We start from the raw sequence: 12,756 nt of genomic DNA, 5'->3' as shown, positions 1-12,756 counted from the left end.
ACGCGGTCCCGCACGTCCTCGATCCGCTCGTCGGTGTCGGCATCGAGCTCGTCGACGCGGTCGGTCAGCTCCCCGAGCTGCTGCTCCAGCGGCGGCACGTCCGTCGCGTCCTCGGCGTCGGTGAGAACCCGGTGGGTCGCGACGGCGCGGGCGAGCACCTCCTCACGCTCCCGGCCGGTCTCAGCGGCCCGATCGTCGAGCCAGCGGTCCAGTTCGGTCGGGAGTGATCGGGGCTGCTCCTCCTCCATCGTGGGTGGCTACTGGGCGGTCACATAAGTAACTCCGGCTCGCGTCACCAGCCTTACTGGTCGGCGACGCCGGCCGGGACGGGCGTGGTAGCATAGCGCTATCAAAACCGTTTTTAACTGCCTCTCGCCAGAGGGTGTCATGTCCCTGAACATCGGAGACGCCCTCTCGACGGGTGCGGAGAAGCTGACGACGGCGGCCGGCGTCCAGTTGGCCGTGATCTACATCGCGCTGCAGTTGCTGACCGCGCTCGGCACGAACTCGGCGATCGCCGCCTTCGAGACCCCCGCGGGAACCTCGGGGATGGCGACGACGACGCTGTCGCTGCCGATCGGCGTCGCCGGCGGCGCCGCGCTGGCGACGCTGGGCGGGATCCTCAACGTCGCGCTGACGATCGTGGTGCTGCGGGCGGTCGCCCACGACGCCGCCGAGCTCGGCTCGATCCCGGGCGGCGTCGCCGACGACATGCTGAAGACGTGGGTGTTCCTCGTGATCGCGCTGATCGTGCAAGGGATCGCGGTGGCGATCGGCTTCGTCCTGCTGATCATCCCGGGGCTGTTCCTGCTCGTGAGCCTGATCTTCACGCAGGTGTTCGTCGCCGTCGAGGGTGAGGGGCCGTTCGAGGCGCTCGGCTCCAGCTGGTCGCTCGCGAAGGGGAACCGGTTCTCGCTGTTCGGGCTCGGGATCGTGCTGTTCGTGATCAGCCTGCTGGCCAGCATCCCCACCGCCGTCGTAGCGTTTGTGAGCCCGATCGTGGGGACGGTGCTCAACTACGTCGTCTCCGGGTTCGTGAGCATCTTCTCGATCGCGGTGCTGGTCGCGGCCTACCAGCAGCTCTCCAGCGGGGTGGCGACGACGACCGATGCCGACGACGACGGCGTCGAGCGACTCGACGACGACTCGGGCTTCGACTACGCCTGATCGGGCGGCGTCGACGCCCCCGCCGGGCAGTGAATGGTAACCCTTAACCTCGCCGGGTCCGTCGTTTCGACTGCGGGCCGGTGGGGTAGCTTGGTATCCTTCGGCCTTCGGGTGGCCGTAACCGCGATTCGAATTCGCGCCGGCCCATTTTCACCCCACTTCGCAACGACGAGTGACAGCGAGGCGTTCCGAGTACGAGCGGCTCGCCGCGCTCGTCTCCCGTAGTTCGAGGTTCGCGGCCACTTCCCCTCCCAACTTCTCACGGACGGAGTCAGTCCTCCGCCTCGTCTCTCGTCCCCTCCACCAAACTCTGGGACGGCGGTCGCTCGCTGACACGGCTCACCAGTACCCAGAACCCGACCGCACAAACCGTAAGCCCCGGAAGGATCGCCGTCGGACCGAACGCCCGGATCGCGTCGAGCCCGTCGGAGCTGAGCTCTGGGTGCTGGGCCCACACGATCGGCGGCCCGAGTGCGCCCACTGCGTACAGTGATTCGTACAGGGTGATTGCGGCGCCGGCGACGAGAACACCCCGGCGAACGCCGTCCCGCCGAATCGACGCCGAGTAGTGCATCAGGGCGACCCCGGACGCCGCCATTACCACCGGTGTGACGAGATCGTTCCACGGGCCGACGCCCGCCTCGGCGTAACACGTCCAGAGTCGCCCGTCGCGGACCGTCAACGGGCCGAGGCCACAGGACGCGAGCGAGCCGGTCACCGAGAGGTTGATCGCGACGTGCAGGAGTTCGTGGATCAGTAGCTCCACGCCGATCAGGAGCGGCGCCACGACCAGCGCGACCAGGAACGAACGGTCCCGGGTCATGGCGGTGCGCGGTCTCCCGTCCGGTGGCCTCGCCGTACTACCGGGGAGCGATCGGCCGTCCTGATGCCCCTCGGTCCGGCGTCGATGCAACTCCGCAGGGCAGGCCCGCGTCGACGCGCCGGTTTCTCGGGGCGGGGAAGTTGGCGGCTCGCGGGATCCATGGTTCTCGACCGGGAGGGCTCGACACCCCCGGTAGCGCACTGACGGCGGCCGGAGGGGGCCTCGTCGGTGCCTCCGAGTCGTGGTGCGCCGTGCTTTGTTAGATCCGACCTGTTTCCGGGGCGGGCCTGCGACACCCGAGTAGGAACTTCCTGACTCCCGCACAGTACGAGCCGGTCCTGAAGCCGTCGAGCGTCCGCCAGGCCGCCACACCCCCACCCCGAAACGCTGACTATTAGTGCGCGCCCCACGGTTCTCGGACCGAATGCTCGTCCTGGTCTGCGGGCTCCCCGGCACCGGCAAATCGACGGTGGCCGAGCGCATCGCCGAGCTGCTCCCGGCGGGCCTGCTGCGGACCGACGTGGTGCGGAAGGAACTGTTCCCCGAGCCGACGTACGCGGCCTCGGAGTCCGAAGCGGTGTACGACGAACTGTTCGAGCGGGCGCGTGACCGACTCGAGGCCGGCGAGCACGTCGTCCTCGACGCCACGTTCCGGCGACGGGAACGGCGCGAGCGCGCCGCCGACGTCGCCGCCGAGACCGACACCGAACACCGACTCGTCGAAGTGACGTGTGCGGAGCCGGTCGTCCGCGAGCGCATCCGGGAGCGCCAGCGCCACGAGGACGACGAGAGCGACGCCGACTTCTCCGTCTACAACCAGCTGAAAGCCGAGTTCGAGCCGATCGAGCGCGACGACCACGTCGTCGTCGACAACTCCGGCGAGCTCGCGGACACCCTCGAGACCGTCGACGAGGCGTTCCGCGCCGCGGCGACCGCCTGAGCCCCCGCCCTCGCAAACGTTATCCCCCGCCGGCTATCGAGAGTACGGTAATGGACACGAAGACACGCGGCGCGGTCCTCGTGGTCGCCGCCGTGGCCCTCCTCCTCGCGACGATGGGTGCGAGCGCCGCGCTCGCGCCCGACACCGCGGTCGCCGGCACCGACGACGAGCGCCGGACCCTGGTCGGGATCCAGGGCGGCGGCGTCGGCTGGCACCAGTACGGCAGCGTCGCCGCCTACGAGGGCAACGACCTGGCGTGGCGCCTCGACGACACGGACAGCTACTTCGACGTGACCGAACTCGACAACGGAAGCGTGATGGCCGGGTTCATGGACGGCGGCTACGAGGACTGTGGCCCCTACGAGTCGCCCTGCACTCACACCGGCTTCCGGATCCTCGACCCCGAGACGGAGTCGATCGAGTACGAGTACTCCTTCCCCGTCCGGAGCAGCAGCAACAGCGAGGTGCACGACGTCGAGAAACTCGACGACGGCGAGTACCTCCTCAGCGACATGGAGCACGAGGGGCTGCGCATCGTGAAGAACGGCGAGGTCGTCTGGCGCTGGAACGCCAGCAGCTACTACGACGCGCCCGACGACGCCACGCAGGTCGACTGGCTCCACATCAACGACGTGGACGTGATCGGCGAGGGCCAGTACCTCGTCTCGGTGCGCAACGCCAACCAGATCCTCGTCGTCGACCGCCAGGACGGCGTCGTGGAGACGATCAACGCCGACACCGGCGGCAGCGACGCCTCCTGCACCCACGACGGCCAGCTCGCCGACACCGACGGCGACGGCGAGGTGCGCTGTGGCGACCCCGAGGTGCTCGACCACCAGCACAACCCGCAGTGGCTCGGCGGCGACCCGACCGGCGACAGCGAGGCCGCCGTGCTCGTCGCCGACAGCGACAACGACCGCGTCGTCGAACTCCACCGCGAGAACGGCGAGTGGGAGGTCGCCTGGACGCTCGAACGCGCCGGCGGCATCGAGCTCGACTGGCCCCGCGACGCCGACCGGCTCGCGAACGGCAACACGCTGGTGACGGACACGCTCAACACGCGCGTCTTCGAGATCACGCCCAACGGAACGGTCGTCTGGTCGATCTCGACCGACCGCATCCCCTACGAGGCCGACCGCGAGCCGCAGGGTGAGCCGCCCGAGGGCGAGTGGTACGTCGGCGAGTCGCCGAACCAGGGCGCCGGCGCCGGCATCCCGCTGCTCTCAAACGCCGCGGCGCTGCTGCCCGGCGTGTTCCCGTGGCTGCCGTTCTGGTTCAACGGCGCCCAGCTGGGGATGACGCTGCTCTCCGTCGGCGTCGCCGGCGTCGGCGCCCGGGACCTCTGGCGGTCGCGGTAGCGTCGACGCCGCGACCGGACCGCCCGGCTTTTTGCCCGACCGCGCCGCGCTCCCCGCTATGACCGACGAGCTCGCGTGGGAGACGCTCGACTCCGAGATAGAGTACCGCTGTCCGGGCTTCGCCGTCCGCCGCGACGACGTGGCGCTCCCCGACGGCACCGAGACGGAGTACCACCACGTCGAGGAGGTCGAGACGGTGGTCGTGCTCCCCTTCCTCCCCGGCGGCGACGAGGTCGTGCTGATCGAGGAGTGGCGACAGGCGGTCGGCCGCGTCAACCGGGGGCTCCCCGCCGGCGGCGTCGAACCCGCGGAGGACGATCTCGAGGCCGCCGCCCGGCGCGAGCTCCGGGAGGAGACGGGCTACGTCGCGGACTCGATGACCCACCTCTGTACGACCGAGCCGGTCAACGGGATCGCGAACTCGACCCACCACACGTTCGTCGCCCGGGGCTGTGCGCCGGCCGCCGAGCAGGAGCTCGACCACGACGAGAGCATCCGGAGCCTGACCGTCGACTACGACGAGCTCGTCGCCGCGGTCCGGGACGGCGAGATCCGCGACGGCCGGGCGGCGCTGGCGGTGAGTCGGTACGAGCTCGACTGACGAGGGGAACGACTTAGGGGTCCCGCGCCCGGAAGGCGAGTATGTACTCACGGCTCCGTGCTGTCGGTGTCGGCGTCGGCATCGGCGTCACCGGACTGGTGGGTGGCAGCGTGCTGGCCCTCCTCGTCGCGCTCCTGTTGACCGTCGGCGGCGTCGAGATCACGCCGGTGTTGAACATCGTCCTCTCCCTGCTGCTCCTGACCGGTGTCGGGTTCATGGGCACCGCCCTGCTCTACCTCCGGTATCGGGGGATCCCGCTGCGCTCGCTGGGGCTCGAGATCCCCTCGGTCAAGGAGCTCGGGCTGGTGATCGCCGCGCTCGTGGCGTCGATGGCGTACCTGCTCGTCCTCGGCACGATCCTCCAGTCGACGGGCACCGAGTCCGCGGAGAACCAGGTCGCGAGCATGGCGATGGAGAACCCCGAGATCGTGCTCTACCTGCTGCCCGGCGCGTACCTCCTGATCGGGCCGGGCGAGGAGCTCCTCTTCCGGGGCGTCGTCCAGAACCGCATCCGCGAGTCGTTCGGCCCGAAATCCGGCGTGTTCCTGGCGAGCGTGATCTTCGCGGTGATCCACGTCACCTCGCTGGTCGGCTCCGACGCCTCCGCGGTCGCGGTGACGCTCCTCGGGCTGATGGGGCCGAGCCTGCTGCTCGGCGCGCTGTACGAGTACACCCGGAACCTCGTGGTGCCGATCCTCGTCCACGGCACGTACGACGCGATCATCTTCCTCGCGCTGTACGCGATGGCGACCGGCAGCGTCGAGGCGAGCGGGAACGCCGCCGCGACCGTCGTCGCGGTGCTGCCCTGACAACGGAACCCCCTTACGCCGGGGCGCCGCAACTCGCCCCATGCGCGACGCCTTCGAGATCCGGGCCAGCGACGGGCTGGCCCGCGTCGGCCGACTGACGGTGCCCCGGGCGGGCGTCACCGTCGAGACGCCGGCGCTGATGCCGGTGGTCAACCCAAATCTCCAGACGATCCCCCCGCGCCGGCTCCACGACGAGTTCGGCGCCGAGATCCTGATCACCAACTCCTACATCATCCGCAACACCGACGACCTCCGGGAGCGCGCCGAGCGGGAGGGGCTCCACGAGATGCTCGACTTCCCGGGCGCCATCGTCACCGACTCCGGCTCGTTCCAACTGGCCGAGTACGGCGAGATCGACACCACCACCACCGAGATCCTCGAGTTCCAGCACGAGATCGGCTCCGACGTCGGCACGCCCGTCGACATCCCGACGCCGCCGGACGTCTCCCGCGAGCAGGCCGAGGAGGAGCTCGCGGCGACCGAGGCGGCGCTCGCCGACGCCGAGGCCGTCGACACCGGCGAGATGCTGGTGAACGCGCCCGTCCAGGGCTCGACGTACACCGACCTGCGCGAGCAGGCTGGCGCCCACGCCGCAGGCACGGATCTCGACGTGTTCCCCGTCGGCGCCGTCGTCCCCCTCCTCAACAGCTACCGCTACGACGACATGATCGACGTGGCCGCCGCCGCCAAGCGCGGGCTGGGCGCCGACTGCCCGGTCCACCTGTTCGGCGCGGGCCACCCCATGATGTTCGCGCTCGCGGCCGCGGTCGGCTGTGACCTGTTCGACTCCGCGGCGTACGCGCTGTACGCCCGCGACGGCCGCTACCTGACGGTTCGGGGCACCGAGCAGTTGGAGGACCTCGCCTACCTCCCCTGTCCCTGCCCGATCTGTACCGAGCACGACCCCGACTCCCTCCGTGACCTCGACGAGCGCGAGCGGGAGAACGCGCTCGCCGAGCACAACCTGCACGTCACGTTCGCGGAGATCCGCCGCGTCCGGCAGGCGATCCGGGAGGGGAGCCTGCTCGAACTGGTCGAGCAGCGCGCCCGCGCCCACCCCGCCAGCGCCGACGGCTACAAGGCGCTGCTCGATCACGCCGACCAGCTCGAGGCCAGCGACCGCGTCTCGAAGGGGACGTTCTTCTACACCTCGGCGGAGAGCGCCCGGCGCCCGGAGGTGCTCCGACACCACGAACGCCTCGGACGCCTGGAAACGCCCGAGAAGGTGCTGCTGACGGAGTTCGGCGAGCCCGCCGAGCACGACCACGACGCCGTCTGGCGGGTCGAGCCACCTTTCGGCCCGTTCCCGCCGTCGCTCTCGGAGACGTACCCGCTGCACGCCGAGACGCCCGAGCGGATGGAGACGGCCGCGTACGTCGCCGCCGCCGACGGCGTCGACGCGCTCGCGGCGGCGAACCCGGAGACGACGTTCACGCTGGGCCACGACGACTGGCCCGAGGAGGCGCTGGCGGCGCTACCGGACGGGCTCGAAACCGAGGACCTCTCGACGCTCGGCGAGCCCTAGAGCGACTCGATCGCCGCCATGGCGGCGTAGCTCAGCAGGAGCGAGAGCGCGAGCGAGCCGATCCAGGCGAGCACGGTGAAAAGCATCTTCTTCCGGCTCACCCCGGCGCCGCCGGCGGCGTACCCCGAGCCGACGATCGCGGAGACGATGATCTCGTTGAACGAGACGGGGATGCCGAACGCGACGGCGGTCTGGGCGATCGCGAAGCTCGGGATCAGCGCGGCGATCGAGCGCCGCGGGCCGAGGCTGGAGTAGTCCTGGGCCAGCGCCTTGATCATCCGCGGCGCGCCGGTCCACGAGCCCGCGAGCAGCCCCAGCCCGCCGCCGAGCAGGAGCGCGACGATCGGGATCGACTGGAACGTGTCGAGCAGCGGCACCAGCGGGCCGATCGCCAGCCCGACCTGCGAGCCGCCGGCGGAGAAGGCGACGAGCCCGCCGAGCGCGAGCAGGAACCGACGCTGGGCGCCGTCGGCGTCCCGGCGCGTGTCGGCCGCGAGCGCGAGGCCGACCAGGACGGCGAGCGCGAGCGTGACCCCGCCGCGACCGAGCGTCCCGTCGGCGCCGAGGGAGCGCGCAATCTCGCCGGCGATCGAGCCGCTGCCGTCGGCCGGCCCGAGCAGCGCGAAGCCGATGTTGGCGACGAGGACGCCGACGAGCCCCGCGAGCGTTGGCACCAACACGCGCTCGGGGACGTGCTCCGAGCGCAGCAGGCGGGCGGTGCCGTAGGCGATCCCGCCGCCGACGAACGGCGTGAGCACCCACAGCGCGACGATCTCGCGGTACTTCGCCCACGCGGGCTCGCCGCCCATCGCGAGGCCGACGCCGACGACGGCGCCGGTGACGGTGAACGCGGTCGCGATCGGGTACCCCTTGAACACGCCCAGCGCGACGAGCACGGCCGCGATCAGCAGCGCGACCGTGGCCGCGAGGGCGGTCAGCGCGACGCCGCCGACGAGCTCGGAGCCGACCGCCTCGGTGACGCTCTGGCCCTGCAGCACCGCGCCGGCGAAGCCCAGAATCCCGACGATCAGCCCGGCCCGCATCACGGAGATGGCGTTCGCGCCGACCGCGGGGGCGAACGGCGTCGACCCCGAGGAGCCGGCGCCGATCGCCCACGCCATGAACAGGCTGGCGACCGCGGCGACCAGCGCCGTCCCGATCGTCAGCGGATCTACCACGGCTCCTCCGTCATCGGCCTTTCCCGCTGTCGTAGCCTTCGCGCAGTCCGAGCAGCGTCCGGCGCACTAACAGATACATGAAGAAGACGAACCCCAGCATCCCGACGAGCACGACGGTGAACAGCGGGTTGGAGACGAGGAAATCCAGCGCCTCGCCCGCGACGTTGGCTGGAGCGACCATACGCGAGGTTCTCCCGGCGGTCGGTTAGGCGTTTCGGCGGGGGCTCAGTCCTCCGCGGCCGCGGAGTCGCCCGCGGCCGCCGACTCGGTCGGGTCGGCGGCGGTGTCGGCGTCGTCGGCCGCCTCGCCCGTCGCCGACCCCTCGCTCGCTGCCGCCTCCTCGTCGTCCTCGACGACGCCGGCGCCGCCAGGCCCCTCGGCGTCGACGGCGTCCGGGTCCTGCACCCAGAGGTCGCCGAACAGGTCGTCCTGGTTCAGCCGCACGTCGCCGCGGTTCGAGAGGAAGAGGAGGGCGAGGTACGTCATCACCGGCCGGCCGCCCGCCTCGCGGACCTCCGCGAACAGCACCTCGTCGCGGCCGCGGTCGTAGCGCTCGAGCAGCGCCGCCTCCACGTCGGCGATCACCTCGTCGATGTCCTCGGTGTGGGTGGTGCCGGTCACGTCGTCCTCGGTCGGCTCCTCGTCGCGGCGGAAGTCGTCGCCGGCGTGGTAGTCGAGCGTCTGTGGCCCCCGCGAGTACCCCTGCGGCGACTCGCTCGTGTCGTAGCTCCGGGACTCCTTCCACCAGCTGCCGCGCTCGGCGTCGCGGAGCTCCCGGACGAGCTCGTCCAGCGTCTCCGGCGTCCCGCGGGTGGATTTCCGTTCGAGCCGGCGGTCCATCTCGGCCTCCAGCTGGTCGACGGGGTCGAACCCGTCGTCGGCGCCGGGCGGGGGCGCCTCGTCGGTCATCGCGACCTCCCAGGGCTCGGGCGCCGGCTCCTCGGGCTCGTCGTCGCTCAGCATCGCGTCGGACTTCATCCGCAGCAGGACGGAGGCGTAGAACAGCGCCCGCCCGGAGGCCCGGAGGTCGGCCTCGTCGAGCTCCGCGAGGAACGCGTCGGTGACGGCGACGATGTCGATGTCCCACGGGTCGATCTCGCCCTCCTCGGCCAGGGAGACGAGCACCTCGACCGGCTCGACCTCCCCCTCGTCGGCCGACGCCGCCTCGTCGGGGCGGGCGTCGTCGCTCACGAGGTCGTCGTCGACGCCCGGCTCGCCGCGCTCGGGGCGATCCGACGCGAGGTCGAGCGAGAACTCCTCGTCGCTCATGGGCGGCCTCCCGAACCACCACGACCGCTAATCATCGTCGGTCGCCACCTCCGCCTCCGGCGTCTCGCCCTCGGCGAGGTCGATCCCCGTGACCGCGGAGACGTTGTTCTCCTGCATCGTGACGCCGATGGCGCGCTCGGAGCGGTCGAGCAGCGCCGAGCGGTGGCTGACGACGACGAACTGCGCCTCGCCCGCGAGGTCGTCGACCATCTCGCCGACGCGCTCGGCGTTGACCGCGTCGAGGAACGCGTCGATTTCGTCCAGCGCGTAGAACGGCGCGGGGTTGTGGCGCTGGATCGCGAAGATGAACGCCAGCGCGGTCAGCGACTTCTCCCCGCCGCTCATCGCGTCGAGCCGCTGGACCGGTTTGTCCGCGGGCTGGGCCTTCATCGTCAGCCCCTCCTCGAACGGGTTCTCGGGGTCCTCGAGCACGAGCTCGCCGGAGCCGTCCGAGAGCCGCGAGAAGATGCGCTGGAACTGCTCGTCGATCGCCTCGAAGGCGTCCATGAACGTCTGTTTCTTCTGCTGCTCGAACCCCTCGATGCGCTCCTCGATCCCGTCGCGCTCCTCGACCAGCACCTCGCGCTGCTCGGTGAGCTCGTCGAGATCCGCCTCGACCTCGTCGTACTCGTCGATGGCGAGCATGTTCACCGGCTCCAGCTCCTCCATCGCCTCGGTCAGGCGCTCGATCTCGGCCTCGACCTCGTCGTGGTCGGGGATCTCCTCGGCGTCGTACTCGTCGACCTGGCTCTCGAGTTCGGCGATCTCCGCCTCAAGCTCTGTGGCGCTGCCCTGCAGCGAGTCGAGCCGGCTCTCCACGCGGTCGACCTCGTCCTGCCGGTCGTTGCGCTCGGTGCGGGCCTCCCGGACCTCGGCTTTGAGCTCCTCGCGCTCTTCTTTGAGCTCGGCGAGCTGCTCCTCGAGTTCGGCGACTTTCTCGTGTTTCTCCTCGAGCGTCGCCTCCTTCGCCTCGATCCCCTCCTCGAACTCCGCGATGTCGTCCTCGAGTTCGGCCTTCTTGTTCTGGGCCGCCTCGACGGTGTCGTGGAGATCCTCCAGCGACTCCTCGGCGTACTCCTTCTCGCGCCGGCGGTCGGCGATCTCGGCGTCGAGGTCGTCGCTGCGGTCCTCCAGCTCGTCGATCTCCTCCCGGATCTCGTCGGCCCGGGCGGAGAGCTCGGGGATCTTCGAGTCGGCCATCTCGGCCTCGATCTCCGCGATGGAGTCCTCGGCGGCCGCGATGCGGTCGTCGAGATCCGCGATCTCCTCGTCGAGCTCGGTCATCTCCGCGTCGACTTCCTCGCGCTCCTCGCGGAGCTCCTCGAGTTCGGCCTCCAGCTCCTCGATGCGCTCCTCGGCCTCCGTCACGTCCTCCTCGGCGTCTTCCACGTCGGCCTCGATCTCGCGGACCTTCTCGGCGGCCGCGCTCTTGCGCTCGCGGGCGTCCGTGAGATCGCTCTCGACCTCGTCCAGGTCGTCCTGGATCGACTGACGCTCCTCCTCGAGGTCGTGGATCTCCTCGGCGAGTCGCTCCAGCCGGCCGCCGCCGGACTTCGAGAACGAGTAGCGCGAGCCGCCGCCGGAGCCGCCGGTCATGGCGCCGGACTTCTCGACGAGGTCGCCGTCGAGGGTCACCATCCGGAAGTCGCCCATGAAGTGGCGGGCGGTCTCCATGTCCTCGACGACCAGCGTCGAGCCGAGGACGTACGAGAAGATGCCCGAGTAGCGGCTGTCGTAGTCGACGAGCTCGCGGGCGAAGCCGACGACGCCGGGGTCGTTCGGCTCGTTGGGCAGGCGGCGGTCGTCCATCTCCGTCATCGGGAGGAACGTCGCCCGCCCCGCGTTCCGTGACTTCAGGTAGTCGATACAGGAGGAGCCGACGCCGTCGTCGTCGACGACGACGTTCGCGAGCCGGCCGCCCGCGGCGGTCTCACACGCCTCCGCGTACTCGCGGGGAACCGACGCGAGCTCGCCCACGGGGCCGTGGACGCCGCTCATGCCGGCGTTCTTGATCGTCGTCACCGCGCGGGGCCAGGAGCTGTCGCCGGTGTCGCTCGCTTTGGCCTCCAGCTCGGCGTACTCGTTGCGGAGCTCGCGGAGCTCCTCGTCGACCTCGGAGAGGTCGCCGTTGAGCTCCCGTTTGCGTTCCTTGAGGTCGCCGACCATCGACTCGGCTTTGGACTCGTTCTTCTCGGCTTTGTCCAGCTCCGAGTGGAGGTTCGACACCCGCGCCCGGAGATCCGGCAGCGAGTTCCGGACCTCCTCGAGCTCGTCCTCGCGGTCGCTGACGCGGTTGGAGCGCCGCCGCGCCTCGTCCAGCAGGCGGTCCTTCTCGCGCTGTTTCTCGTTTTTCGCCTCGCGCAGCGACTCCAGGGCCTCCTTCTCGCGTTCGAGGTCGGCCTTGAGCTCGTCGAACGCGGTGTCGACGTTCTCGATCTCGGTCTCGACCTCCTCCAGTTCGGTCTCCTTCGAGACGATGTCGCTCTTGACGTTCGCCTTCTCGACTTTCAGCTCCCGGATCTCGTCGTCGAGCTCCTCGATCTCCTCCTCCTTCCGGTCGATGTCGACGAAGGCGCTCCGGCGTTCGGCCTCGGCCTCCTCGATGCGCTCCTCGTTGGCCTCGATGCGGTCCTCGAGCCGGGCGATCTCGCCTTTGATCTCCTCGATCTCGCTTTTCACCCGGAGCTGCTCGTCCTCGCCGGTGCGCTCGATCTCGCTGTCGAGCTCGTCGAGCTCCGCCTCCAGCCGGGAGAGCTTCCCCTCGGCCTCGTCGAGCGCGGTGCGTTTCTCCTCGAGGTCGTCCTCGGCGGACTCGATCTTCGCCTCGGTCCGCGCGAGGTCCTCGCGTTTCTCCTCGAGTTCGGCCGCCCGGAGGTAGCCCTCGTACTCTTCGCGCTCGTCGCGGAGCTCCTGGTACTCGAGGGCGGTCTCGCGCTCGTCGGCCAGCTGCTCGAGGCGCTCCTGCTTCTCCTCGATCCGGAGCTCGGCCTCGCCGATGCGGTCCTCGACGACCTCCAGCTCCTCGCGGGCGGAGGCTTTCTTCTCGTCGAACTCGGCGACGCCGGCGATCTCGTCGATGATCCCCC

The 12,756-nt window shown here is 70.3% G+C and carries 11 protein-coding genes, 1 tRNA gene and 1 pseudogene; 7 read left to right on the top strand and 6 right to left on the bottom strand.

Annotated features, from left to right (window positions below; genetic code table 11):
• A pseudogene (locus ACP95_RS11935) lies at window positions 1–248 on the bottom strand (hypothetical protein); the annotation flags it as partial.
• A gap of 139 nt (window positions 249–387) precedes the next feature.
• Here ACP95_RS11935 and ACP95_RS11930 point away from each other — a divergent pair.
• Together ACP95_RS11930 and ACP95_RS11925 are read left to right on the top strand one after the other, a co-directional pair.
• The gene (locus ACP95_RS11930; protein ID WP_049981423.1) at window positions 388–1,167 is read left to right on the top strand and encodes a hypothetical protein; all 780 of its coding nucleotides are present in this window, start codon (window positions 388–390) and stop codon (window positions 1,165–1,167) included.
• 74 nt (window positions 1,168–1,241) lie between these two features.
• Window positions 1,242–1,314 (top strand) — tRNA-Pro (locus tag ACP95_RS11925).
• A 124-nt stretch (window positions 1,315–1,438) separates the two neighbouring features.
• On the opposite strand, the gene ACP95_RS11920 is transcribed toward ACP95_RS11925, so the two are convergent.
• Entirely contained in the window at window positions 1,439–1,990 is a 552-nt protein-coding gene (locus ACP95_RS11920; RefSeq protein WP_049981422.1) for a hypothetical protein, read from the bottom strand.
• 424 nt (window positions 1,991–2,414) lie between these two features.
• On the opposite strand from ACP95_RS11920, the gene ACP95_RS11915 reads away from it, so the two are divergent.
• Genes ACP95_RS11915 through tgtA form a run of 5 tightly spaced genes read left to right on the top strand, consistent with a single transcriptional unit; the run spans window position 2,415 to window position 7,223 of the window.
• Window positions 2,415–2,930, top strand: a complete 516-nt coding sequence (locus ACP95_RS11915; RefSeq protein WP_049981421.1) for an AAA family ATPase — start codon at window positions 2,415–2,417, stop codon at window positions 2,928–2,930.
• Between the two features lie 50 nt (window positions 2,931–2,980).
• The gene (locus tag ACP95_RS11910; RefSeq protein ID WP_049981420.1) at window positions 2,981–4,288 is read left to right on the top strand and encodes an arylsulfotransferase family protein; all 1,308 of its coding nucleotides are present in this window, start codon (window positions 2,981–2,983) and stop codon (window positions 4,286–4,288) included.
• 58 nt (window positions 4,289–4,346) lie between these two features.
• Window positions 4,347–4,889, top strand: coding sequence for an NUDIX hydrolase (locus tag ACP95_RS11905; RefSeq protein ID WP_049981419.1), 543 nt, complete (start codon window positions 4,347–4,349; stop codon window positions 4,887–4,889).
• A gap of 41 nt (window positions 4,890–4,930) precedes the next feature.
• Window positions 4,931–5,698 (top strand): CPBP family intramembrane glutamic endopeptidase, encoded by a 768-nt coding sequence (locus ACP95_RS11900; RefSeq protein ID WP_049981418.1) that lies wholly within the window; start codon window positions 4,931–4,933, stop codon window positions 5,696–5,698.
• A 40-nt stretch (window positions 5,699–5,738) separates the two neighbouring features.
• A complete protein-coding gene (gene tgtA, locus ACP95_RS11895; RefSeq protein ID WP_049981417.1) occupies window positions 5,739–7,223 on the top strand; it encodes a tRNA guanosine(15) transglycosylase TgtA in 1,485 nt (494 codons plus the stop codon).
• On the opposite strand, the gene ACP95_RS11890 is transcribed toward tgtA, so the two are convergent.
• The 4 genes from ACP95_RS11890 to smc form a co-directional block, all read right to left on the bottom strand.
• Complete coding sequence (locus ACP95_RS11890) at window positions 7,220–8,344, bottom strand: inorganic phosphate transporter (RefSeq protein ID WP_394324980.1); 1,125 nt, start codon at window positions 8,342–8,344, stop codon at window positions 7,220–7,222. The two genes, tgtA and ACP95_RS11890, sit on opposite strands and share 4 nt — an antisense overlap.
• Before the next feature lie 67 nt (window positions 8,345–8,411).
• A complete protein-coding gene (locus ACP95_RS16150) occupies window positions 8,412–8,582 on the bottom strand; it encodes a DUF7859 family protein (RefSeq protein WP_202593834.1) in 171 nt (56 codons plus the stop codon).
• A 44-nt stretch (window positions 8,583–8,626) separates the two neighbouring features.
• Window positions 8,627–9,670 carry a segregation and condensation protein A gene (locus ACP95_RS11885; RefSeq protein ID WP_082224674.1) on the bottom strand — a complete coding sequence of 348 codons (1,044 nt, stop codon included), beginning with the start codon at window positions 9,668–9,670 and terminating at the stop codon, window positions 8,627–8,629.
• 27 nt (window positions 9,671–9,697) lie between these two features.
• Window positions 9,698–12,756 (bottom strand): chromosome segregation protein SMC (gene smc / locus ACP95_RS11880; protein WP_154018535.1); only part of this gene is annotated, 3,059 nt, incomplete at its 5' end.

It is taken from the genome of Halolamina rubra (assembly GCF_000739555.1).
GTDB lineage: Archaea > Halobacteriota > Halobacteria > Halobacteriales > Haloferacaceae > Halolamina > Halolamina rubra.
Note: the sequence above shows the minus strand (reverse complement) of the source record. Positions and strands in the feature narration are given on the sequence as shown.